A 24403-nucleotide genomic window follows, 5' to 3' on the forward strand; every position below is an offset into this window, starting at 1 on the left:
ATAAATTGCTTTATCTTTGTCATCTCTGAAAATTTCTGTTTTTCCCTGAATCATGAAATGATAGTTTTTGCTTTCACTCAATTTTCTGCGCTACCTCGGCATTTTTTCCACCCCTGTCTGGGTGGATTATGCCATTCCTGTTTACTTGTGAGTCAGGGAACCGTCCCCTGACTCATCCTGACTTACTTACTTTTTCATTGTTCTGAGTATAGTGCATACATCTACTACAAACAATATTTAAGAAGCATGTATATCACAAACATGGAACCTTCTGTTAATGAATTTTTTTGGAGGACATTTTCTTTGTGGCGAATGAGGTACGTCCGCTTTTGGATTATGCACTTAATCTGTTTGGCGGTTTTGGTAGGTTATGTCATCGTAATTTTTGCCTTTTGGCGGTTAATGGTTGCTCATAAAAATTTGGCAGAAGCTGTTGAAGAGGTTGCTCAAAACATCAACCCTAAAAAGTTAGTTGATTAAAAGGGTATCAAATAGGACTGAATTTTTTGCTTGGCAAATTTAATGAGAATTTTTTGAAAGGCGATGGCTTATGCACTGGTTATCTCTAATTCCTCCTTTTGTAACAGTGCTAACTGCAGTTTTGACAAAAAGAATTATTCCTTCTCTTATACTCGGACTCTGGATGGGAAGTATTTGCCTGGAACCAAATTTACTAAAAGGAACCATAAAAGCAGCCGAATATATTTCCGCTTCATTGGCAGATAAAGAAAGTGCTTACATTGTTCTATTCCTGTTTGTTTTTGGTGCTTTGGCAGAATTATTTAAAATATCAGGAGGAATCAAAGGTTTTGCAGCTATTGCAGAAAAGTATGTCAAGAGCGAAAAAGGGGCTCTGTTGGCGATTTGGGCTGCTACGCCGGTTACTTTCTTAGACTGCTGTTTCCATGTTATTGCCACTGGTACTATCGCTAAACCTCTTATCGAAAAGGTAAACGGATCAAGGGAAAGATTAGCAATGGTAGTTAATACCACCTCTGCACAATTGATTGTTCTAATTCCGATTGCCACTACGTATGTGGGATATATTATTGGCGTCACTCGGTCAGCAATGCGCCAGGCGGGAATAGAAGGATCCCCATATTTCATGTATTTAAAAAGTATTCCGTTTAATTTTTATTCCATTGGTATGGTGGTATTGAGCATATTAATTACGCTATTCGGCATGAACTTTGGAAAATGGAGAATTGGAAAGGCCGGAAAGGCAGAAGGTGGCGTGCACGAGAGTGATGAAGCCCATGAACAATGTGAGTTTGAGGAAAAAGTTTCTCCCCGGGCCACAAATTTGCTTTTTCCTTTAATTGTTCTAATTAGCTTGATCCTGTATTTATTCTGGTATACGGGCAAAGGTTCTGGCAGAAGTTTTATGGAAGCCTTGATGCATGCGGAATTTGAAAAAGCAATTTTTATAGCCACTTTCGCGACCGTTGGATTAACGGCTATATATTATCTCTTGCAAAAGATACCCTTAGGAGAAATGGAGACTCACTTTTTATCAGGGGGAACCGAGCTCTTACCTCCCATTGTGATACTTATTTTAAGCTGGTCTTTGTCTAGCGTAACCAAGGATCTTGGTTTTATTGACTTTGTCTCAAAAACTGTGGGTGTGGCAATCCCTAAAACATTTATTCCTGCAGCCATTTTCCTCATCGGTGGTTTCACTTCATATTTTATCGGATCTTCATGGGCTACATGGGCTTTAATTATGCCTCTGGGACTTCCTTTGGCGGTGAGTTCGGGAGCTGATCTAAGTTTAACTATGGGGGCCATTTTAGCAGGGGGATCAATTGGAGATAATGTATCTCCTTTAGGAGAAACACCTGTATTAACTTCAGCGATTACCGAAGTCCCTATTATTGATCATGTTCAGACAACGCTGCCCTACGCTTTGATTATTATTCTATTTTCCACAGCTCTTTTTGTTCTCTTTCAGGCAATTGTATTTTAATTAGGAGGAAGAAAACTTTGAATAAAACACTAGAGATATTACAAGCGGTAACTGAAGCCCCGGGGGTTTCCGGCTACGAGTCACCTATCAGGAAAATATTGAAGGATTTGTTGATTCCTTTTTCTTCAGAGCATATGGTGGATAATCTGGGTAGTTTGATTGTTGCTAAGGAAGGGAAAAGTGCCGAACCCAAAATCATGATCGCCGCTCACATGGACGAAGTGGGATTTATGGTAACCAGAATTACAGATGAAGGGTTTATTAAATTTCAACAGTTAGGCGGTTGGTGGGAGCAGGTACTACTTTCCCAAAGAGTGGAAGTCCTAACAGATAATAAAAAAATCATAGGGATAATTGGAGCGAAAGCACCTCATATCATGAGTCAGGAAGAGCGCAAACAGCCAATTAAGATGAATTCCTTGTATATTGATGTAGGGTCAACGAGCAAAGAGGAAACAGAACAATTAGGAATAAAGCCGGGAGATCCGGTTGTTCCTTGGAGTCCGTTTATGGTAAGCAGCAATGGAAAGACAATTTTGGCAAAAGCTTTAGATGATCGAGCCGGTTGCGCCATGGTTGTAGAAATATTTCAAAGACTAAAAGGCATTCATCATCAGAACACCATTTATGGAGTAATGACGGTGCAGGAAGAGGTCGGTTTACGTGGTGCGGCCACTAGTGTGAATGTGGTCAAACCTGATTTGGCTATTGTGGTTGATGTGACAGTGGCCACAGATACTCCGGGTATTAATGACAACGAAGTAGCGACAAAAAATTACTTAGGTAAGGGACCGGTAATCGGGTTTTATGACGCCAGTATGATCCCCAATATTCCTCTCAGAAATTTGGTTGTCCGGACCGCAGAAGAAAATAATATTCCTTACCAGGTGGAAGTAATGGCCGGAGGAGGTACGGATGCCGGAAAAATTCATATTTACCGCCAAGGTGTTCCTTCTGTGGTGATCGGCATTCCTGTTCGGTATATTCATGACCACATAGGAGTAGCACATTTGGATGATTACCGGAATGCAGTGGACTTAATCTGCCGATTAGTAGAAACAATAAACATGGAAACTCTTACTAAATTACACAATGAATTATAAAAAAGCCGTTGATGAAGAAGAAATTTATTTAATATCAACACACAGCCCTTGGTTAGTAAAACCCTTGGTAAAATTATTTCTACAATCGGCGGACTTGGCATCATGGGCAGTATTGTTGTTTATGGATTGGATTATATTAGACGGGGGTAATAAAAAATGAAAGATACTCTAACAATTGGTACAATAGCAGGAATAATAGGCACGATAGTTATGCATTTGCTGTCTATGCTGTGGAAATCTCTCGGATTAATTAAAATAACTTCGTTACAGGTTGCGGCTTCACTATTTCTTAGTTGGAATCAAGTTACTACCCCGATTGGGTACATGGTAGGTGTTCTTTCTCATATCATGATTGGTGCGGCAGGAGGTGTTCTACTGGCCTACTTTATAAGGTTTTCAGGAAAAGACTATTACTGGTTAAAGGGACTGGCATTGGCTGGATTTATGTTATTAGCCGGAATGGGCTTTGTGGTACGTATTTTAAAAATTGCCCCCCAGATGGGAAACGATAGTTTAACAGCGCTCTTACATATTTTAAATTATATGGTTTATGGGTTAGTATGCTCATATATCATTGCCAGATATAGTAAGTTTGTGAAAACAAACTGTTGAACCTCAAAAACCTTAAAGTTGAAATTATAGGTTGCTCTTTCATTTTATCCATGACTTTCATCCTTACTCCATTTTATAAATTATGGTGGTAAACATTCCTCCGGTTTTTTCGGAAAAATTGTTTGCCATGTGATGGGGAATATGACAATGAAAGGGCCAAATTCCAGGGTTGTTGGCAGTAAATTCTATATCCCAGGCTTCACCTGAAGCGACCAAAATTGTGTTTCTACGTAGTCTGTTGTAATATGGAATAGGATTGCCATCAGATCCAGAAACACAGAATTGATGTCCATGAATGTGGATTGGGTGAGCGTCCATCATATGATTGGTCAATCTAATTCTCACGTTTTCCCCATATGCTACTTCCACAGGGGTCTGAAAAGGAAAACACCGGCCATTCATAGTAAAAAAATTAAACATATCGCTTTTTGGGTCTATCTCATACACTCCTGGTTTTACTTCCCCTTTTTCCAGACCTTTCAAAGCAAATTCCCCCAACATGATAAAATAATCTCTCTGAATATGGTTGGGATAAGGCTCCAAAATAATTAATCCGCCACCGAGACCCATCATTTGTTGTACAATTGAGTTAAAGTGAGAATGGTACATATGTGTGCCGGGTGGATTGATTATTTTGAAGTGATAGTCAAAATAATGGCCGGGTTCTATTTTGGGGGAAGGCTCCACATCCGGTACTCCGTCCATTATGTTAGGGAGATCCAAGCCGTGCCAATGGATGCTTGTTGACTCAGGTAGTTTGTTAATTACTCTAAAACTAACATAATCACCCGGATAAGCCTGAATTGTTGGGCCAGGAATGTTGCCGTTGTAGCCCCATCCGTTTATAAATAGTCCTGGAAGTAACTCCTGACGGACGGGTTCAGCTACAAGCTCAAAAAACTTAATACCTTTTTTATATACATATTGAAGTATTGGAATATCAGGACTTTCAACCATATGACCACTCCATTCTAGAATATTTATACCATATATATGGAATTATCTTAATGTCTAGAATGGTGTGTATTTCTATCAATTTTTTCCTTGGCCAAAGGTACTGCATGAAAATAGTTATGAAATACTTTTAGGTCCCGGTGGGCTTTCCGTTTTACACTCCATTACCCATCAAACTGAAGGACCCTGCAACCAATGGATTCGAAAAATATATTTTTTCCAGATAGCTATATCCCTTCCATCCGGAAATTGATTTGATCACCTATTATGTAGAGAGCCTCCGGGAGTGGGCAGAGGTGCAGTGGTAAATCCGGCGTGGAACGAGTTCGTTTTATTCCTGTTCCTGCCTGGCAAACAAACGAGGCCATAGATGAATTAGTAAATAAATTTTCTGGTCAAAAAAGATCAGGCGGGATTAATGAACTGGTCTTGATCGGGGCTTTAATTTTAGACTTTTTGTGCATTCATCCTTTCAGCGATGGGAACGGACGCTGGCCAGGCTCTCCCGGTCATTTTTTTAAAATAAAAATATTTTAGTTTACCCAGCGTGCCTTATATCCCGATAACTGAAGCAAGCGGCTTTACGACACGTGGGCAAAAATTCTTGGTATCCTAGTCTTTGCGACCCCAGCAGGAACATTAATTAAAAGGTGCCAGGCCAAAAAATAGCCCGACAGGATTACTTTAAAAACAAGCAACAAAAAAGGATTATGCCAGTTTTTTTCAAAACCGCATAACCCATAGTATTACAAATATTTGGCGGGAACGTGTGCGAATCGAACACACCAAACGCAGGATCACTACGTCCCGACTGGATTTGAAGTCCAGGCCAGCCACCAGGCCAGATCCGCTCCCGTTTAGCTTATATATTGTACCATAAATCTTCTTTTCATGTAAGCGGAATATTATAGATTTTCTTTATGCCTGGCCGAACTAATCTTTATTGATTATTTCCCAAATATCCTGAGGAATAATACCCAATCTCCAGAGCGCTACCCCGGCTAAACGATATTTTTTGACCAATTCCATTTTGGCTTTGACACTGTCCCTTTCTTCATACCAGACCTGATGGGTTACCCCTGCGTCATCGGAATAACTAAAAAAGGAAACTCCTGATACTGCATCCTTCTGAATCACGGCCTTTTCAGTTGCAGCCAAATCCCGGGCAGCCTGCACATAAAGGGATTTTCCCGCTCCGGTTTCGGGCCAGTCATAGCCGTAGATTCCTAGGCCCAATTCAAATTTTTCCTTGGGAATGAGGGGAAGAAGGTATTTAATCACCTGCTCCACCCAATCGTTGCCCGCCACAGGACCAGGGGTGCCTCCCGCATAATGCTGGTCATAGGCCATGATCATCACCCGGTCCGCTACTTTGGCCAGACCGGCATAATCATATCCATCACGCCAGGTTTCACGGTCCGAAGACCGGGAGGGTAATGAAAGAGATAAGGTATAGGATGATCCTAATTTATTTTTTAAGTTTTTCACAAAGGCGAGATACTGTGTTCTGAGAGTTTTGTCGATGTTTTCTAAATCCAGGTTTACCCCGTCAAAGTCCCGCTCTTTTAAAAATCTCAGGATATCATCTATCAGTACTTTCTGGGCATTTGCATCATTCAATAGCGTAATTAACTGGGCCCGGTTGTTGCCAAATACCAGCATTTCTACGCCCATGCCGTTTTGCCGGGCCAGCTGGTACCCCTGATCAAAATAGTTGGTTTCCTCGACCCTGCCCTGACTGTCAATTTCATAAGAAAAATGAATGGTATCGGTGATCTTGTTGATATTGCTTTGTAGAGATTCCAATGAACGCCAGTCAAAATAGTAACCGGTCACCACAATATCCAGTTTTCCCGTAGTGTCATTCTGAATGACCGTAACCCTCCGGGTTCCGCTGTTCCAATCAACAGACGCATCAAAGGCCTCCGCCACAAATCGGACGGGAAGGAAGGTCCTGCCTTGAATAATGGAAGCCGGTGCATCCAGAGTGTACTTGATGCCGTTTACTTGCGCTTCTTTGCGATCAATCTTGAGTATGACCTTTTTTTCTCCTTTGGACACTGTCACCGTGCGGCTTTTGCTGTCCCAGGAAAACTGGGCTCCTAAAGGTTCTAAGATCGCCCGGGCGGGTAAAATTACCCGTCCCTGAACAATTCTGGGAGGTACGTCGGCAGTAATTTGCTCGCCATTGACAAAAAGACTAATCGGCGCGGCAGCAAAGGCGGGAAGAGAAAATACGGTAACCATCATTACTGCCAGAAGGATCATGATTCTTTTTTTCATTTGTGCTTGCCTCTCCTGATTTCATTTTTTGAACTATTTCTACACGTCATGACAAATTTCCTTTGAAAAAGACCCTGGAAATTACTTGATTCTGCTGAAATCCCTTAACCCTCTATCAGCCATGGGCGGCGTCCCGGTATACAAAAAAAGCGCAATGGAAAGTGATTGCGCTTACCGCTTTAAGTATTTTGAGCTAAAGTGAGAAGAGGCTATCGGAATGACCAGGTCCTCTTGCTTTTTAATGACTGGAAAAACCTGATAGATATTTAAAGTGTCGATAATTCCCCCGGAAAAGGTAAGTCCTTTTTCCAGCGTGTCCGGGTGCCCCACCGCTTTGATAATCACAGGACTTAACAGGGGTTTATTATTAAGGGTGATGATCAAATTGTGGTTAACATCCTCCGCCTCATAAATGACGGTGTTGTTCATGATGCGATATTCGTTAATGGCGATCGCTTCTGCCCCACTGGCCCACAATTCATTAATCAGATCAATCAGATCGCGATAATAGAGATTGGAATCCTGGGTGATGGTGATCTTTATTCCCGGCCCGTGCACCGGTACATTGCCATCGATTACTTGTAATTGCTTCAGTTCATTCTTAAGACTGGCAACCAGGGTGGAGTCGGCGGCCGCTTGCTGGTCCAAGGACCGTTTGGTCCCTTCCAGGCCGGTTACCTCCTGCTCCAATTGAATCCTTTTTTCATTCAGTTGCTTGACAAGGGTCACTAAGTCCTCGGAGCTCTGGCTGGCTAAGGAATTTAAGACCGCCACCTGTGTGTTGTACTGGGCGGACATTAACAGGCCGAATATGAGCAGGGTACAAAATAGCGGCACCTGCCACTTTTTCCGAAACATGGTCATGGATCCTTCCTCCTAAACGCCTATTTATATTAGCATAACATACAGGAAGTAAAAATTATATCGAAAATTAGGAGAGCCTGTCGTCTTCAGACATTTATTTCAGGGGGATCCTGACAAAAAGGAGCCTGGCTTATTTACCAGACTCCCCAAGTTTGCATATTGGTTTATCCGCCCAGATAGGCTTTTTTAACCTCTTCCGAAGCAGCCACTTCGGCAGCTGTGCCGCTCAATACAATCTTCCCGGTTTCCAGCACATAGGCCTGGTGGGCGATAGACAAAGCCTGGTGCGCATTTTGCTCTACGACCAGGACGGTGGTCCCGGCTTCGTTGATCTCTTTGATGATGTTAAAGATCTCCTGTACCAATATGGGGGCCAATCCCATAGAGGGTTCATCCAGTAAAAGCAGCCTGGGTTTACTCATAAGCGCCCGGCCCATAGCTAACATTTGCTGCTCCCCCCCGGAGAGGGTCCCTGAAGATTGGTTCTTTCTTTCCGCTAAACGGGGAAACCGCTGAAATACATTGTCCATGCGCTGCTTCACGGCCGTTTTGTCAGTTTCCAGAAACGCCCCCAACTCCAGGTTTTCCTGAACACTCATGTTGGCAAAAATGCGCCGTCCTTCCGGAACCTGAGAAATACCCATTTTTACAATGGATTGGGCCGGGGCGCCGGTAATATTTTTTCCTTCAAAAAAAATACTTCCGGACTTGGGCGTTAAGAGACCCGAAATACTTTTCAGAATACTGCTTTTTCCCGCGCCATTGGCTCCGATCAAAGTAACGATTTCACCCTGGTTCACTTCAATGGAGATTCCTTTTAATGCGTGAATCGCCCCATAATATACGTTAATCGCTTCTACCTTAAGCACTAAACCCGAACCTCCTCCCCAAGATAAGCCTGGATCACTTTGGGATTCCGTTTAATTTCGTCCGGTGTGCCTTCCGCAATAACCTTGCCGTAATCCAGCACATAAATCCGTTCACAGACTCCCATGACAAGGGACATATCATGTTCAATGAGCAAAATGGTCAGATGAAATTGATCCCGGATCCAGCGGATCAGTTCCATTAAATCTCGTGTTTCATGGGGATTCATCCCCGCCGCCGGTTCATCCAATAAGAGCAGTCTGGGCTGAGCAGCCAGGGCCCGGGCAATTTCCAACCGCCTCTGCTGGCCGTAAGGTAAATTTTTGGAGAGCTCCTGTTTTTTATCGGCTAAGCCGAAAACCTCCAGGCATTCCATAGCCTTTTGGGTAATTTCCTCTTCTCCCCTGAAATGACGGGGAAGGCGGAAAACGGAACTAAAAACACCATGTTTGGCATGAATATGATAAGGAATTTTTACATTATCCAATACCGTTAAATCTTTAAATAAACGAATATTTTGGAAGGTGCGGGCAATTCCTCTTGCCGTAATATGATAGGGTTTAAGTCCTACCACGGATTTCCCTTCGAAAATAATGTCCCCTTCCGTAGGCAGGTATACACCGGTAAGCATATTAAAAACCGTCGTTTTTCCGGCTCCGTTGGGCCCGATTAAGCCCACCAGTTCCCCCGGCTTAATGGCAATATTACAGTTGCTCACCGCCCTTAAACCGCCGAAAGAAATCCCCACATTATTAATTTCCAGAAGTGCCACGCTGCCCACCCCTTTCTTTATCCGACTTGAGGAAAGAAAAAGTAAACTCTTTCCGTCCCATTAATCCGCTTGGGCGGAACAGCATCACCACAATCAACACCAGGGAGTAAAGAATCATGCGCAATTCCGGCACTCTCTGAAGCGCCACATTCACCACGGTTAATCCGGAAGCAGCCAGTACGGTACCGGTAAGACTGCCCAAACCGCCTAAAACCACCATCACCAAATATTCAAAGGACTTGAAGAAATTAAATACGTTGGGTTGGATAATATAAAAATTGTGGGCATAAACGGCCCCGGCCACACCGGCAAAAAAGGCGCCCAGGCAGAAAGCCATGGTTTTATACCTGGTGCTGTTGATGCCCATGGTTTCTGCAGCGATCTCATCCTCCCGGACGGAGATACAGGCCCGGCCATGGGTGGAATTAATAAAATTCTTGGCAAAAAGGATCGTACCCACGGTCAAGAAAAAGATCCAGGTCCAATTGGTTAGCTTGGGGATGGGGCTCAGTCCGCTGGCCCCACCCACATAGTTGATATTAATTAAAATAACCCGAATAATTTCCCCCATCCCCAGGGTGGCAATGGCCAAATAATCTCCTTTCAAGCGCAGGGTGGGGAGTCCGATGATCACGCCCATCACGGCTGCCGCCAATCCTCCGGCCAGGATCGCCACCGGAAAGGGAAGGCCCAGCTTCATGGTGAAAATCGCCGATATATAAGCCCCCACGGCCATAAAACCGGCGTGTCCCAAAGCTAACTGACCGGTAATGCCGCAGACCAGATTCAAGCTGACGGCAAGAATGATGTTCATGCCCATCAAATAGAGGTTAAGGGTATAGTATTTATTTAATTTGTATTTTGTACCGCCTAAATTAAAGCCATCAATCCAAAAATAAAAAATCAGATAAACGGCCAACAAGACCACTGCCAATATGATTACCGGTGCATGCCGTTTCCAAAACGAAGGCTCTTTCTGTTTATCCGTCATGGCCGCCACCTACACTTTCTCTCTGACATTTTTGCCCATAATCCCTGTGGGCTTAATAATCAAGATGATGATTAATATCGTAAAGGCTACCGCATCCCGCAGCATGGAATAACCGGCACCGCTGACAAATGCTTCCGTAACCCCCAGAATCAATCCCCCTACGGCGGCTCCGGGAATAATGCCGATGCCTCCGATCACTGCGGCAATGAATGCTTTTAATCCGGGCATAATCCCCATCAAGGGATCAATCTGTCCGTAGTACATGCCCACCAATACCCCTGCGGCAGAGGCTAAGGCCGAGCCAATAGCAAAAGTTGCGGAAATGGTTTTATCCACGTCAATCCCCATCAATTTTGCCGCATCACTGTCAAAAGATACCGCTCTCATGGCTTTCCCTGTTTTTGTCCGGTTCACCACATAGGTTAAGATCAGCATCAGTGCCAGACTAATTAATAAAATCAAAATATCCTTGCTGGAAATGACGATGCCGCCCAGGTGAAAGTTGTGCAGCTGAAAGCTGGCGGGAAAAGCCCTGGGGTCCGGCTTTACAAAATACATCATGCCGTATTCTAAAAGAAAAGAAACCCCAATGGCCGTAATCAGCACGGTCAAGCGGTTTTCGTTACGCAACGGTTTATAAGCGATCCGTTCAATCAAGACCCCTAATACGGCACAAGCAACCATGGCAATGAGGAGGGCGGGAAAAAAAGACAAATGAAATAAGGAAATGAGGAAAAAGGCTACAAAAGCCCCCACCATGTACACATCACCATGGGCAAAATTGATTAATTTAATAATTCCGTAAACCATGGTATATCCTAAAGCGATCAGGGCATAGATACTGCCGAGCGCGATACCATTAATAAGCTGTTGAATGAGCATCTCCAATCTGGCCACTCCTAACCCAATTAATCTTCCTGTTCATCTTTATCAGAAGCTTACGCGAATTTTCTGTGCTATGTTTAAAGCTTTTCTTTCATGCCCTTTGAACCTGTAGGAGCTATCCGAATGGACAAAACAAGATAAATCTCCCAGTTAAACCGGGAGCTGTAAATGTAATAAACTGGAAAGGCAAAGCATGAGGTTAAATGAGGGGAGTCGCCTCCCCTCATTGCCCTCTTTCGTCTTTTATCTCCTGAAAATTGTTAAGGTTGTATTTTTTCTTTAAAGGTTTGTTTGCCGTCTTTCATTTCAAGAATAACCGTGCCTTTGACCGGATTGTGCTTCTCATCCATGCTCATTGTCCCGGTAATGCCCTTAAAGTCTTTCGTTGCCGCCAAAGCATCCTTAATGGCAATAGAGTCAGCCGCTCCGGCCCTGTTAATGGCATCCGCCATCAGGTACATGGCATCGTAGCCAAGGGCGGCAAAGCCATCCGGTTCGGTTCCATAAGCCGCTTTATAGGCTTCTACGAATTTCTGCACCGCGGGATCGGTATCCTGAGAGGAATAATGATTGGTAAAGAATACATTATTCAGGTTTTCCGCACCACCCAGGGCAACCAGGTCCGGAGAGTCGTATCCGTCCGCACCGACGAAAGGAACGGTAATCCCTAATTCTCTGGCCTGTTTCACGATCATACCCACATTACCATAGTACCCGGGCAGATAGATCACTTCCGGTTTAGCCGCGGCAATCCGGGTTAGGGTAGATTTGAAATCCTGGTCCGTATCTACATAGGACTCTTCGGCTATAATTTCTCCGCCTAGATCAGTAAAAACTTTTTTAAATACTTCCGCAATCCCTTTGCTGTAGTCACTGTTGGAATCAACATAGACAGCGGCTTTCTTCAGATTGAGAGATCCAAAAACGAAATTGGCACCCACCTGCCCTTGGAAAGAATCCGTATAGCAAATACGGAAAGCAAACTCCTTGCCCTTACCGGTGGCCTCATCCACGGTAACCTTATCAGTCGTAGCGGAAGTGGTGAGCAGGGGAACTTCATTTTCCATGGCAACAGGAATCGCGGCAAAGGTGTTGGTAGAAGTTGCCGGTCCCAGCGTAGCCAATACATTGTCCATGGTAATCAGCTTGGTTTGGACGTTGGTGGCTTCAGCGGCGTCGGATTTGTTGTCGGCTTTCACCGCTTCGATTTTCGCTCCGCCTAAAACACCGCCGTTTTCATTGATTTCTTTGATCGCCAGCTCAATTCCTTTTACGGTATTTCCCCCGTAGGTGGCCACTTTACCGGACAACTCATAGTTCAGCCCAATCTTCACGGATTCAACCGCGGGCTGCTGCTCGTCTCCGGACTGCTCGGCCGGTTGTGCTCCGCAACCTGCTGCAAATGCCACAGCCAGTGCAAGAGCCATAAGTAATACAAGCTTTTTACTTAATTTCACCCTCAAAACCCCCCTTTTTCATATAAAAATGACAATTGTTTGGCATATATCGAAATGATTTAGGATATCTACGTCACGGTACCCTATTCCTATCTCTATACCCAAACAACAGCACATTTCAGAATTATTATAAACTTGTCCCGCGATCACTGTCAATTTAAAATATTCCCACTGTTTTTCCCTTTTCTTTAGGAAAAAAGGATCCTGGTATCTGCTTTGCGCCGGGTAAACTTAATCTGATCCAAATATTCCAGTAAAGGAAGGGCATATTTTCGGGATGTGTTTAATAAATCTCTTGTTTCCGCCAATTGAATCATCCCATGTTCTTTGATGTATTGCTTAATTTTTTCTTTACCTTCTTCCAGGGCCTGGTTGTGGATCAGCACATCCTCCGCCAGTTTCGCCACGCGATGATGATTCTGCAGCCAAAGCAACACTTCATTTTTCATCTCACCGGCGAGGCCGGCAGCTTCCGCAAGGGCCTCCCAGCCGGGGGGAGAAAAAGGTTGCTCCAGCAGTTTTTCTTCAATGGTTTTGATTGCTTTCTCCAAGGACGGGGAAATTTCCACCCGAAAATCGCCCGCCGCGATATTCTGGCTCTCTGCCCGGATTAAGCCGGTATTTTCCCAGTGTTCCACGAGCAAATTAAAGACCTTTCCGGAAATATTCGGGAAATCCCGGGACCTTAATTCTTCTTTCGGCATGCCCGGGCGCAGGGGATATTTATCGTGGAATTCTTTCAATCGTTTTTGCGCGCTGAGGCGCCACTTCACATCCCGGTCACGGGTCAAATAATACCCGGTTCCTTCCCCGGCCACAGCGAAAACCTCTCCTTCCCGGGATAAGCTGTTTAATTGCTCCCCAACGAGCGGTTCTTCCAGACCGGTTTTACCGGCAATATCTTTTGGGGTCAACATGCCCATGGGATCTTCGGACAAACTCTGAAGCACCAGATCCCTGGGATTGCCCAGGGACTTCACTTCCAGGGTTTTTATGACCTCTTCTTTATATCTTTTATGTTTGCCAGGCACAGGATCTACGATCACGCCTCCCCCGATGGTGATCATGGGGGAATAGGTACGCATCACATAATGATCCCCTCTCAGCGCCATCAAAGGTGTTTCCAATACCAGCTGGCAGAAACAGCTGTCCCCGGGAAGCAATTCTTCCCGGTCCAACAGATTGATCCGGCCCAGGACTTCCCTGGTCCCATGATGTATCCGCACCCGGGCCCTCTGATCCAAAGAAATGCCGTTGTGCGCCAACAAGCGGAGTCTCACGTCCATCCGGAAGGAGGTTTCTAAAAGCCCCGGTTCGGCAAGAACATCTCCCCGTTCTATTTCTTCCGCCTCCACCCCGGCTAAATTAACCGCCACTCTTTGACCGGCAGTGGCCTCCGGCACCTTTTCCCCATGCACCTGCAAAGTACGTACCCGCACATTTAAGTCCTTCGGTAAAATCTCCACCATATCACCCACCTTGAGCCGGCCAGCCCACAAGGTTCCGGTAATTACCGTGCCAAACCCGGTAATGGTAAAGACCCGGTCAATGGGGATGCGTACTTTTCCCGTCACCTCTTTGGGAGGCGTTTCCTGGGCTTGTTTGTCAATCATCGTTAATAATTCGGCGATTCCTGTTCCCGTAAATGCGGATACCGCCACCATGGGGGCATTCTCCAGCACCGTACCTGCCAGCACCTGGGTGATGTCCTGTTTGATTAATTCCAGCCATTCTTCATCCACCAAATCCGATTTCGTGATTACCACAATCCCTTTTTTTACTTCCAAAAGATTGATGATGTCCAGGTGCTCCCTGGTTTGAGGCATCACTCCTTCATCTGCGGCAATCACCAGCAGCACCAAATCGATCCCGGCAATACCGGCCAGCATATTCTTGATGAACCGTTCATGGCCCGGTACATCCACTAACCCTACTTTTGTCCCGCTGGGAAGGGTCAGGGGGGCAAAACCCAACTCAATGGATATTCCCCGCTCCTTTTCTTCTTTTAAACGATCGGTGTCGACCCCGGTAAGCCTTTTGGTCAATACCGTCTTCCCGTGATCCACGTGACCTGCCGTGCCGATAATTATTCGCTGCATCTATCTTCCTCCACATGCCTTTTTCAACACTTCCACCAACTGTTCATACTGTTCGGGAAAAATTGTCCGGGGGTCTAAGACGACCCAGTCTTCTCTGATATAGGTAAGCAGCGCCGGATTTCCCTTTCTCAGCGCAGAAACAAAGGAATCCACCTTTTGCGCTTTGGGCTTGATAAAAACCAGCCAGGTGGCAAGCTCTACAGTGGGCAAGGATCCTCCCCCCACTTGGGAGACTCCCTCCGTGATGTGCACGTCCAGATCGGACTCCAGATCCTGGGTAATCATGTCCCCCAGCTTACGGGCTTGCTCCGCCAGTATGCCCAAAGGCCGGGTCAGCATTTCCAGGGTGGGAATTTCTCCGCATGCTTGATCCTGATCCAGATAACTCCTCAGGGTAGCCTCCAAAGCTGCCACTGTCATCTTATCTATTCTTAAGGCCCTGGTGAGAGGATTTTTTTTCATAGGCGAAATATATTGTTCTTTTCCTACAATAATACCTGCCTGGGGGCCTCCCAATAATTTATCCCCGCTAAAGGTGACCACGTCTGCCCCGGCTGATACTACCTGCTGGACCGTAGGCTCATCGCCCACCCCTGCCGCCTTGAGGTCATAGAGGCAGCCGCTGCCCAAATCCTCCATCACCGGTATGTGGGACTTTCTCCCCAGTTCTACCAATTCCCTTAACGCCGGCTCATGGGTAAACCCTACGACCCGGTAATTGCTGGTATGTACTTTCAAAAGAAGCCCGGTCTCCGCTCTGATTTCTCTTTCATAATCCCCGATATAGGTCTTATTTGTGGTACCCACTTCCACCAGTCTGGACCCGCTTCGCTCCATCACTTCCGGGACTCGGAAGGCGCCCCCGATCTCTACCAGTTCCCCCCGGGAGACGATGGTTTCTTTTCCCTTCGCCAAGGTATCCAGTGCTAAAAGGACGGCAGCAGCATTATTGTTGACTACCAAACAGGCTTCCGCCCCGGTCAGTTTCAGGATCAGGTCTTCTACGTGGGCATACCTGGATCCTCTTTGGCCCAAGTCCAAATTCAATTCCAGATTGGAATATCCCTTTGTCGCCAAATCTACCGCTTCCCGCGCCGCCTGGCTTAATACCGCCCGTCCCAAATTGGTATGCAAGACGATTCCTGTCCCGTTGATCACCGGCCGAAATACCGGTTGGGCACTTCTCCTGATGCGGGAAATCACATCTTTCATAATGGCTTCCCTTAAATGATCCGGATCTGGGTATTTATCCGCTGTTTGACGCAGGATGCGCCGGTGCTCGGCTAAAACAGCCCGGATACTATCCACCACCAATACCCGGGGAAGGTTCTGGAATTGTCGTATGCGCTCATTTTCCAGCAGCTCATCCACTGCAGGTATCCATTGAAAAACATTTTCCACCGGCCTTGGGCCCCCTTACCTTGTTTTTTCTAAATATTCCCCAAGGAGAATCAAATACCTTCTTTACAATATATCGCATTCTTTTGGGGGATGCAAATGATAGCCCAAAGACAGTTCCTGCGAACTTCCTTTGGGCTTTTGTACCGTTGACCCGGATCCGGAATAAACAACGGTTAATCATCTACATAAACATGATTGCTCTTGGGGTGATTAGGGCACAAAATTTATTTTTTGGGGTGCCGGTATAGGAGAAGAAACATCCGTGCCTTCAGGGAAATACTCCATCTTTTTCCCTTCCACTAAAAATTGCACAGCTTCAATATTCTCAAATTGTGTAAGTGTTAGGACCACGGAATTGACCAGCATGCTTTCCGCCGTGGTTCCTCCCCCATAACCGAGAACCTTTGCATTAAAGTCAACGGTAGCTACTCCATCTTCCACCTGTAAATTCTTTACACTGGTCCCTGGCCAAATCGTTGGAAATAACCCGCTTTCTTCAGGGGGTCCCGCGATTAACCGTTTTAAAGCAGACAAGGGTAAATTTTTCTTGTCCCCCTTTACCGTCACAGGAACCACATACATGGCATTGGCGTCGCTGAAAAAAACCTTTACCCCATCTTCCCCGGGCTCACCGTACGCGTTGATCAAGTTCGGGCGTTTGATGGGTTTACTAATATCCACCGGTCCTAATTTGGGCACGATTTGACCGGCAACCAGAATCTGTACATCATCAACCTGTGCAAACTCCGTGAGGGTAAGTACCAAAGCATTGACTGCCTGCTCCGCTTTTTCCTTGGGAATCTTCGTGATTTCTTCCGTGAGATCCACATATCCCGTACGTCCCTGCAAATAAATATCCAGTAATTTGGTTTCTTCAGGTATGGTACCGGATGAAAAATCATTTTCAGGCCCGGCAAGAAGTTTTTCCACAGCTACTTTGGCCGCCTCTTTTGTTGGATTGATTGACAATGTTACCGGAACCAAGTTTTTTCCGTCGGGTGTGGCAAAATACACTAACACCGTTCCCTGGTCCTTTACTAAAAAGGCTGTCCGGTCTTGGGATTTTGCCCGCTCCTGGGTGGAGCCGGCCGAATCTTCGGCGTCCGGGGACAATTCTTTTTTTATGGTACATCCGCCCAGGATAAAGAGGACCAAAATAAGAGCGATGATCAAACCCATTCGTCTCATGAGCATCTTTTTTTCCGGCAACAAACCGTTCACCTCCTTTTTGTATTATCCTTCACTTTGACCCTGTTAAGTAAAATTCGCCCTGTCGAAAAAAAATCCTGCCCAACTTATTCGAACAGAAATTTTACCTGGGAAACTTTTTTTTTGCTCTTTTTCCTAGATATTCTTTCATGACTCCCCACACCTGGATGGTCAATACAAAAGTGATAATCATGCTGAGATAGCCAAACAAAGGATAGACCCGGGCAACCAGATGGACAAAATCACATAAAGACAAGGGAATGGCCAAAATTAAAAGTAAGCTCATCACAAAAAAATAAGGGACATTCCATGCGTACTGTAAACGCCTGGCCAGCCCGTAGGCATTGGCAATCGCCGTCGTAATCATCGCCGCCCAAAGCACCGCACCATACAGGTAAAACATGGCCGGATTCACCTGGTAGGCCAAATATAACATGGGAATTTGATAAGAAAAAACAGGGGACCCGGCAGATAAAAGTGCGCCTACGGCAAATAAGACTAAAAGAGACAGCAGGCCCCCTCCCAGCATCCCTCCGGCGAAGCTGCAATTTCTTTTATCCGCTGCCAGCGCTACCAATACGACGACCGCCCCCACCATGTTATAAGAAACATATAACACCGAGGAACAAATCCAGTTGTCGGAGACCCAAGACCCGTTGCCCGAAAAAAGGGTGCTTTCCGGGTTGCTCACAGGCATGGAACAGATGGTTCCCACCGACACGATGCCCAAAACGGCAATTAATAAAGGGATCAAGAGAAAATTAAACCAGAGAACGCCCTCATGCCGGGCGAGCAAAGCCACTAAAACCAACCCTTCGGTTAAGAATATGCCGATCCAGGACGGCAGCCCCAGGTGTTCTTTGAACAAGGCTCCACTTCCTGAAAGCATCACACTAAACCCTAAAAATAAAAAGATGATCACGGCGCCGTCAATCAGCAAAGCCAGTTTCGGCCCTAGCATCAGATCCAGAAGATCTTTATAGGTTCTGAACCGGTACTGTCCGGTCATGAATATGGTCATGGCGCCTAAAACAATAAAAAAGATACCGGCTAAAGCAGCCCCGTACAGCCCTTTGATGCCGAACTTGACGAAAAATTGCATCAATTCCTGACCCGATGCAAAACCTGCTCCGACTACGGTTCCTACATATGCCACGGCGATCTGCCAATCCGTATTCCTAATCTTCACCCTTTCTCCCCCCTTTAAAGGTCAGGGGACACACCTCTATATTAGGCATTCCTTTTCCGCTGAGGAATGTCCCCAATTTATGTCAGGGGACACACCATTCAAGAAGCTAGATGCCAGAAGCCAGAGGCAAGAAAAGGAAGCTAAAGTCCGGAAAAAAGCGCAAACATCTTGTTTCTTGCATCTTACCTCTTGCCTCTTGTACCGAGGAATGTCCCCAATTAATACATATGCTGTTGTCCCGGAAAACATGAAAATTAGCTCTGTATATCTGGCTGATAAGCCACATATACTATCATGTAACATTGCTTTTGGAGGAGAAAAATGAATTTTTCCATATTCCCTTCACCCATCTATGCCGGGAAACAAATTAAATGTCATTATGAAAACCCTGTGACCCTATCCACCCTATCGGAACAATTATGTAGGTATCTAACAGAACTGGATCCTTATGGGCAAAAGGAAATTGCCGTTATCTGCATTGGTACCGACAGGTCTACAGGCGATTGCTTGGGCCCCTTGGTAGGCTGGTATCTGAAGAAATACCCCATCAATTTTTCCATTTACGGCACTCTGGATGAACCGGTCCATGCCACCAATATGTCGGAAAAATTGGCTGCTATTCAGCAAAATCATCACACCCCCCTGATTATTGCCGTAGATGCCTGTTTAGGAAAGCTGGAAAGCGTGGGCATGATTAATTTAGGATTAGGCGAAATCAAACCCGGTGCCGGCGTACACAAGAACCTGCCCCCCGTAGGAAACATTTATTTTACCGGCATCGTCAATGTGGCCGGCTACATGGAATTTATTGTTTTGCAGAATACCCGTCTCAGCATTGTGATGCAAATGGCCTTGCTCATTGCCAACAGTATTGTCATGGGGGTGAAAAAGGCCCAAAGAAAACGAGACGATCTAAAAAAGCGCGATACGTTTTTAAAGAACTCGCTTTGCTAGAGGACTTGGTGCCTGGAGCACCCGCGCGCATAGCTCGTGAGAGGACAGGATAAAAATAAACGACGTACAATAAAAAGCCCTGAATGGGCTTTTTATTTTTGCATATAGGCGTAAAACCGACTGTTTTACGGGATGGGAAATAACATTTTTTAAGTGGGCTATCCCAGGCTCCGACCTTTATCCTGATGGGATGCTTCCGGACCCCGGTAACCGGTACCCGGATCCCGAAAAGTTTTTTTGGCTTTATTTACTGCACAAATCTTTTTACGTCATTTACGACTTCCTGGGCACTTTTTCCCTTGGCAATCACCACCGGAATATCTCTTTGCACATCTTCCCGGCCCAAAAAGTTCTGGTCCATTCCCGTCGTCACAATACAGCCGGCTTTTGCCACCCGGCTCATATCTACCGTCGTGTATCCCTGGGCTTCCAACGCTTGTTTCACATTCTGCAAGCCATCTTCCACCGCGATCGTCTGATTGGGTGTCATTTTCATCACCTCCCCTGCTTTATTTTGCTAGCCCAGCCTGGATCCAATGAAGTCGGCGGCTTCACCCGGATCCATATTGACCGCATTGATCAGCACCACCCGCTGACCAGGCCCGCCCGGTTCAAGGGAATCCGTGATTCCCGGAGCGCCGTCCCAGGCACAGGTAACGCCGGAATAAACAATGGCATCTACAGGCGTATCACACTCCTCCAAGGGGACCACCTCATAGCCGCCCTGCCGGAGAAGAGCTGCCAATTCCGTTAAGTCCCCCTGGATTGCCACCCTAGGTTCCACCAAATCACCTTCTTCACCATGAAACTATTTGCTATTTTCCCCCCACCCTGGGAGATTTATCCCTTCTCCGTTCATGAATTGCTTTGTTGACAATAATTTTTCCTTTATAATACAATGAAGACAAACCTTGAAGATATTCTCCTTGTTGGAAGGTGTTTTCCTACAGCTAAAAACCCAGAAATCAAGGAATAAGGAGCAAACGACATGGATATAGAAAGGCTTCGCTTTCTTTTAGAAAATGTAAAATCCGGCCATACTACCATCGATGATGCCTTAAAAGATTTAAAAAACCTGCCCTATGAAGATCTCGGTTTTGCCAGAATCGACCATCACCGGGCGCTGAGAAACGGTTATCCGGAAGTAGTTTTCTGTCAGGGAAAAACCGAAGAACAAGTACGGATCATTATGGAAAAATTAGTCGCCCATAATCGTACCGTTTTAGCCACCCGGGCAACTCCCCGCATGTATCAGGAAGTCTCAAAAAGCATCCCCGGTGCCAGGTATCATGAATTAGGACGTATCATTGAATTTGGTGCTGGCGTAACCCCCAAAAAGGGGACGATTCTGGTGATCAGTGCCGGGACCGCGGACTTGCCCGTTGCAGAGGAAGCCGCTATTACCGGTAATGCTTGGGGTCATTTTGTAGAAAAGCTTTACGACGTGGGAGTAGCCGGAATCCACCGCCTTCTGGACAAGCAGCAGCTACTGAATACCGCCCGGGTCATTATTGTTGTCGCAGGTATGGAAGGCGCTTTGGCCAGCGTCGTTGCCGGATTAGTCGATAAACCGGTGATCGGGGTTCCCACCAGTGTAGGCTATGGAGCAAGTTTTCTCGGACTGGCCCCCTTGCTGACGATGTTGAACAGCTGCGCGGCCGGGATCGGCGTGGTAAATATTGACAACGGCTTTGGCGCGGCCGCGCTGGCCAGTGCCATTATCAGGAGCGAGGAGACGGAATCATGAAAATTGCTTATTTCCATTGTCCGGCAGGAATTAGCGGCGACATGTGCTTAGGCGCCCTGGTGGATGCGGGAGCGGATTTGAACGAATTACAGCACCGGCTGGCCCTTCTTCCCCTCACGGGCTACAATATTTCTTCCAGTCCTGTGGTGAAAGGGGGTATTTCCGCCCGCAAAGTTTCCGTTGAATATGCCGAGCATCAGCCCCACCGCCGGCTTCACGATATTATTGAAATCATCAATCAGTCCGGTCTTTCCCCGGAAATACAGGAAAAATCTTGCGCCGTCTTTTGTCGCTTGGCGGAAGCGGAAGCAAAGGTGCACGGAACAACCCGGGAAGACGTGCATTTTCATGAGGTAGGAGCCGTTGACGCCATCATCGATATTGTAGGAACCGTTATTTGTTTATCGTTACTGGGAATTGATCAGGTAATCTCTTCCCCCTTGCCCATGGGCCACGGCTTCATTAAATGCGCGCACGGGCTGCTGCCCCTCCCGGCCCCTGCCACCCAAGAGCTCCTCAAGGGAGCTCCCGTCTATGGCGTAGACGTGGAGGGGGAACTGGTCACCCCAACCGGGGCCAGTTTGATTACCACCTTGGCCCAGTCTTTCGGCCCTTACCCGGAAATGAGACTTGACGCCGTCGGCCGGGGAGCGGGTACAAAAAACTTTGCTTTTCCCAATCTGTTAACGGTTTCTATTGGCTCAAGGGATGCGCACCCGGACACAGGCAGAGAGCAGATTATGGTACTGGAGACTGCCATCGATGATATGAACCCGGAAATATTTTCTCATCTTTGGGAGGTCGTTTTTTCTCTGGGTGCCTTAGATATGTATCTCACAGCCGTTCAAATGAAAAAAGGACGGCCCGGTTCCCTGCTCACCCTTTTATGCCGTAGTGAAGCTGTGGACCCCCTGATACAGACGGTCCTGAAGGAAACCAGTTCCCTGGGTATCCGAATCCGCAGGGAAGACCGTTTTTGCTGTCCCCGTCAGAAAGTAACGGTTCGCACCCGGTTTGGCGAGGTGAGTATCAAAATAGGTACCGTGGAAGGGACGATGAATATCTCTCCGGAGTACGAGGACTGTCGAAAATTGGCTCAATTCCACCAGGTGCCTCTTAAAGAAATCTATTTAGAAGCGATTACATCCGCGAAAAATACTTTGCAGAAATAAAAGGAGAAAATCATGTCTATTGATACCGTTCTTTTTGATTTAGATGGAACCGTGGCGGATTCTTTGCCCCTGATCAAACGTACCTATAAGGAAGTTTTCCAGGAGATGCACATTCCCTGGGGAGACGATGAGGTGATGAAATACATCGGCCTCCCCTTAAGGCAAATTGGCGGCATGATGGCCGGACTGGGAAAAGAAGAGGAGTTTTTTGAAACCTATCAGAGACACTACCGGAAGCTTCACGACCAGTATCTGGGCGTTTTCCCCGGTACCAGGGAAATGCTCACGGTGCTCCGCGAGAAAGGCTTTTCTTTAGGCCTGGTTACCTCCAAAAGCCGGTATGGTGCCGAAATGACCCTTTCCTTAATTGATTTAGGCCCTTTTTTTTCCGTTGTTGTTACGGTAGATGATACCGAGCTACACAAGCCCCACCCTGATCCTGTTTTGTTGGCATTGGAGAAACTAAAAAAAGCTCCCCCGGAAGCTATTTTTGTCGGCGATAGTCCTTTTGATATCGGGGCAGGAAACCGGGCCGGCGTCACAACCATTGCCGTTACTTGGGGGATGGCAGTCAAAGAGGAACTCCTGAAATACCGGCCGAGTTTTACCGTTGATACCAGGGAGGAGCTTTTGCACCGCATCGAAGAGTTAGGAAGATAAAATACCTTTATATTCCTAACCCGAATTTAACCACCAGTGTGGTAAATAGAATGGCATACACTACGGCCGGAAGCATATTGCCGACCCGGATCTGCACGATATTCAGCATATTTAACCCGATTGCCACAATTAAGAGTCCTCCCGTGGCTTTCATTTCTGTGATCGCTTCCTGGATAATAAGAGGGGAAATCCAGCCCGCCAACAAGGCAATTGAGCCTTGGTATAATAAAACGGGCAGAGCGGACAAGGCTACGCCTATGCCTAAGGTGGACGCCAAAACAATAGAAATCACCCCGTCTAATACCGATTTGGCATAAAGAATGGTGTGTTCTCCGGTAAGTCCGCTTTGCAAGGAACCCATGATTGCCATTGCTCCTACGCAATAGATTAAGGTCGCCGTGACAAAGCCTTCCGCCAGCCCCCCTTTCCCTTCTTCTTTTCTTTTCATCTTTTTTTCCAACGCCTGAGCGGCCTTGTTTAAATACTTTTCGATGCCGATGGTTTCCCCCGTTACCGCACCTAGCACCAGGCTGATTAACATGACAATCAAGTGCTGGGTTTCAAAGGCCATTTGCATGCCGATGAAAATTACGCCCAGGGCCACTCCTTTTGACACCGTATCTTTTGTTTCTTCTCTGAGGAAGTTTCCTCCCAGGACCCCCAGAAGACTGCCTCCAATAATCGCTATGACATTAACGATCGTTCCCCACATGTTTCTATTCTCCCATTCCTTGCTAAAATGTCTTTTTGCGCCGATGTTTCACGTGAAACATTTTTGATTCTGCTTTTACCGTTTTCACAATCATCACCCCGGTCCATAAAGCCCCGATTAATTGAAACTCCTGAGCAAAATTGTTCAGCCAGCTCAGGCAGCCTGCCGGAATCCCTAGCTCTATCACCCATTTTGACCAGGTCAGATTAGTAAACAAGAGGAGGGCCGGGATCCCTTGCCCCAAAAAAATCTGCCCGTCAAATCCCACACCCTTTCTGCTCTTGATATGCCGGTAAAAGTCAGGCAGTTCCAGGATGATGCCGGCACAGACGGCAGCACCGGAATAATATGCTTGATCCGGAATGCCTTTGAGAAAAAGGGCTATCAGTACGATAAATATGAAACTGATCAGTAAATTTTCCAGTGTTCCTTTCATTTCTCTTTTATCTCTCCCATAAATCCTGTTTCAGCCAGTAAGACATGCCCTGATACAAGAGCAAGACAGG

General features: G+C 46.3%; 25 protein-coding genes and 1 tRNA gene. 9 read left to right on the forward strand and 17 right to left on the reverse strand.

The genetic code is table 11. The features are described from left to right. Nucleotides 1-312: 312 nt before the first annotated feature. The 4 genes from DCMF_RS29310 (at nt 313) to DCMF_RS17925 (ending at nt 3681) form a co-directional block, all read left to right on the forward strand. On the forward strand, nt 313-480 hold the full coding sequence (locus DCMF_RS29310) for a DUF8066 domain-containing protein (RefSeq protein WP_472297463.1): 168 nt from the start codon (nt 313-315) through the stop codon (nt 478-480). 70 nt (nt 481-550) lie between these two features. Continuing rightward, the gene (locus DCMF_RS17915; protein ID WP_148135685.1) at nt 551-1966 is read left to right on the forward strand and encodes a Na+/H+ antiporter NhaC family protein; all 1416 of its coding nucleotides are present in this window, start codon (nt 551-553) and stop codon (nt 1964-1966) included. A 17-nt stretch (nt 1967-1983) separates the two neighbouring features. Then, on the forward strand, nt 1984-3069 hold the full coding sequence (locus DCMF_RS17920) for a M42 family metallopeptidase (RefSeq protein ID WP_148135686.1): 1086 nt from the start codon (nt 1984-1986) through the stop codon (nt 3067-3069). Between the two features lie 156 nt (nt 3070-3225). Beyond that, nucleotides 3226-3681: a DUF6789 family protein gene (locus DCMF_RS17925; RefSeq protein ID WP_148135687.1), complete on the forward strand. Its 456-nt coding sequence runs from the start codon at nt 3226-3228 to the stop codon at nt 3679-3681. Between the two features lie 63 nt (nt 3682-3744). Here the strand turns inward: DCMF_RS17925 and DCMF_RS17930 are convergent, their stop codons facing one another. Further along, nucleotides 3745-4638 carry a multicopper oxidase family protein gene (locus DCMF_RS17930; protein ID WP_148135688.1) on the reverse strand — a complete coding sequence of 298 codons (894 nt, stop codon included), beginning with the start codon at nt 4636-4638 and terminating at the stop codon, nt 3745-3747. A gap of 312 nt (nt 4639-4950) precedes the next feature. On the opposite strand from DCMF_RS17930, the gene DCMF_RS17935 reads away from it, so the two are divergent. Then, nucleotides 4951-5172, forward strand: a complete 222-nt coding sequence (locus DCMF_RS17935) for a Fic family protein (protein ID WP_148135689.1) — start codon at nt 4951-4953, stop codon at nt 5170-5172. 220 nt (nt 5173-5392) lie between these two features. Here the strand turns inward: DCMF_RS17935 and DCMF_RS17940 are convergent. The 12 genes from DCMF_RS17940 to DCMF_RS17995 all read right to left on the reverse strand — a co-directional run bounded on the left by DCMF_RS17940 (nt 5393) and on the right by DCMF_RS17995 (nt 18652). After that, nucleotides 5393-5490, reverse strand: a tRNA-Sec gene (locus DCMF_RS17940). Nucleotides 5491-5568: 78 nt separating this feature from the next. Then, complete coding sequence (locus tag DCMF_RS17945) at nt 5569-6918, reverse strand: stalk domain-containing protein (protein WP_148135690.1); 1350 nt, start codon at nt 6916-6918, stop codon at nt 5569-5571. A 171-nt stretch (nt 6919-7089) separates the two neighbouring features. Beyond that, entirely contained in the window at nt 7090-7782 is a 693-nt protein-coding gene (locus DCMF_RS17950; protein WP_148135691.1) for a DUF881 domain-containing protein, read from the reverse strand. Between the two features lie 164 nt (nt 7783-7946). Further along, entirely contained in the window at nt 7947-8651 is a 705-nt protein-coding gene (locus DCMF_RS17955) for an ABC transporter ATP-binding protein (RefSeq protein ID WP_148135692.1), read from the reverse strand. Then, nucleotides 8651-9421: an ABC transporter ATP-binding protein gene (locus DCMF_RS17960; protein ID WP_148135693.1), complete on the reverse strand. Its 771-nt coding sequence runs from the start codon at nt 9419-9421 to the stop codon at nt 8651-8653. The genes DCMF_RS17955 and DCMF_RS17960 overlap by 1 nt, the downstream gene beginning before the upstream one ends. Next, nucleotides 9402-10412 (reverse strand): branched-chain amino acid ABC transporter permease, encoded by a 1011-nt coding sequence (locus DCMF_RS17965; RefSeq protein WP_148135694.1) that lies wholly within the window; start codon nt 10410-10412, stop codon nt 9402-9404. The genes DCMF_RS17960 and DCMF_RS17965 overlap by 20 nt, the downstream gene beginning before the upstream one ends. 9 nt (nt 10413-10421) lie before the next feature. After that, nucleotides 10422-11300 (reverse strand): branched-chain amino acid ABC transporter permease, encoded by an 879-nt coding sequence (locus tag DCMF_RS17970; protein WP_214658713.1) that lies wholly within the window; start codon nt 11298-11300, stop codon nt 10422-10424. A 257-nt stretch (nt 11301-11557) separates the two neighbouring features. Next, nucleotides 11558-12754 carry an ABC transporter substrate-binding protein gene (locus DCMF_RS17975; RefSeq protein WP_236860056.1) on the reverse strand — a complete coding sequence of 399 codons (1197 nt, stop codon included), beginning with the start codon at nt 12752-12754 and terminating at the stop codon, nt 11558-11560. 188 nt (nt 12755-12942) lie between these two features. Further along, complete coding sequence (selB, locus tag DCMF_RS17980) at nt 12943-14853, reverse strand: selenocysteine-specific translation elongation factor (protein WP_148135695.1); 1911 nt, start codon at nt 14851-14853, stop codon at nt 12943-12945. Further along, on the reverse strand, nt 14854-16254 hold the full coding sequence (gene selA / locus DCMF_RS17985; protein ID WP_148135696.1) for an L-seryl-tRNA(Sec) selenium transferase: 1401 nt from the start codon (nt 16252-16254) through the stop codon (nt 14854-14856). It lies immediately after the preceding gene. Between the two features lie 210 nt (nt 16255-16464). Continuing rightward, a complete protein-coding gene (locus tag DCMF_RS17990) occupies nt 16465-17466 on the reverse strand; it encodes a GerMN domain-containing protein (RefSeq protein ID WP_148135697.1) in 1002 nt (333 codons plus the stop codon). Nucleotides 17467-17566: 100 nt separating this feature from the next. Then, nucleotides 17567-18652, reverse strand: coding sequence for a YkvI family membrane protein (locus DCMF_RS17995; RefSeq protein WP_148135698.1), 1086 nt, complete (start codon nt 18650-18652; stop codon nt 17567-17569). A gap of 321 nt (nt 18653-18973) precedes the next feature. On the opposite strand from DCMF_RS17995, the gene yyaC reads away from it, so the two are divergent. Beyond that, nucleotides 18974-19606 carry a spore protease YyaC gene (yyaC, locus tag DCMF_RS18000; RefSeq protein ID WP_148135699.1) on the forward strand — a complete coding sequence of 211 codons (633 nt, stop codon included), beginning with the start codon at nt 18974-18976 and terminating at the stop codon, nt 19604-19606. A 247-nt stretch (nt 19607-19853) separates the two neighbouring features. Here the strand turns inward: yyaC and DCMF_RS18005 are convergent, their stop codons facing one another. Next, a complete protein-coding gene (locus tag DCMF_RS18005; protein ID WP_214658714.1) occupies nt 19854-20096 on the reverse strand; it encodes a YkuS family protein in 243 nt (80 codons plus the stop codon). Nucleotides 20097-20123: 27 nt separating this feature from the next. After that, nucleotides 20124-20390 carry a YkuS family protein gene (locus DCMF_RS18010; RefSeq protein WP_214658715.1) on the reverse strand — a complete coding sequence of 89 codons (267 nt, stop codon included), beginning with the start codon at nt 20388-20390 and terminating at the stop codon, nt 20124-20126. A gap of 204 nt (nt 20391-20594) precedes the next feature. Here DCMF_RS18010 and larB point away from each other — a divergent pair, with 204 nt between their 5' ends. The 3 genes from larB to DCMF_RS18025 are packed head-to-tail and all read left to right on the forward strand — an operon-like array spanning nt 20595 to nt 23185. Then, nucleotides 20595-21353, forward strand: coding sequence for a nickel pincer cofactor biosynthesis protein LarB (gene larB, locus DCMF_RS18015; RefSeq protein WP_148135702.1), 759 nt, complete (start codon nt 20595-20597; stop codon nt 21351-21353). Beyond that, entirely contained in the window at nt 21350-22525 is a 1176-nt protein-coding gene (gene larC / locus DCMF_RS18020) for a nickel pincer cofactor biosynthesis protein LarC (protein WP_148135703.1), read from the forward strand. The genes larB and larC overlap by 4 nt, the downstream gene beginning before the upstream one ends. A gap of 12 nt (nt 22526-22537) precedes the next feature. After that, nucleotides 22538-23185, forward strand: a complete 648-nt coding sequence (locus tag DCMF_RS18025) for an HAD family hydrolase (RefSeq protein ID WP_148135704.1) — start codon at nt 22538-22540, stop codon at nt 23183-23185. A gap of 7 nt (nt 23186-23192) precedes the next feature. On the opposite strand, the gene DCMF_RS18030 is transcribed toward DCMF_RS18025, so the two are convergent. Beyond that, nucleotides 23193-23897: a DUF554 domain-containing protein gene (locus tag DCMF_RS18030; protein ID WP_148135705.1), complete on the reverse strand. Its 705-nt coding sequence runs from the start codon at nt 23895-23897 to the stop codon at nt 23193-23195. A 22-nt stretch (nt 23898-23919) separates the two neighbouring features. After that, nucleotides 23920-24333 (reverse strand): hypothetical protein, encoded by a 414-nt coding sequence (locus tag DCMF_RS18035; protein ID WP_148135706.1) that lies wholly within the window; start codon nt 24331-24333, stop codon nt 23920-23922. Nucleotides 24334-24403: the final 70 nt, after the last annotated feature.

Source organism: Candidatus Formimonas warabiya, from assembly GCF_002777255.1.
Lineage (GTDB): Bacteria > Bacillota > Dehalobacteriia > Dehalobacteriales > Dehalobacteriaceae > Formimonas > Formimonas warabiya.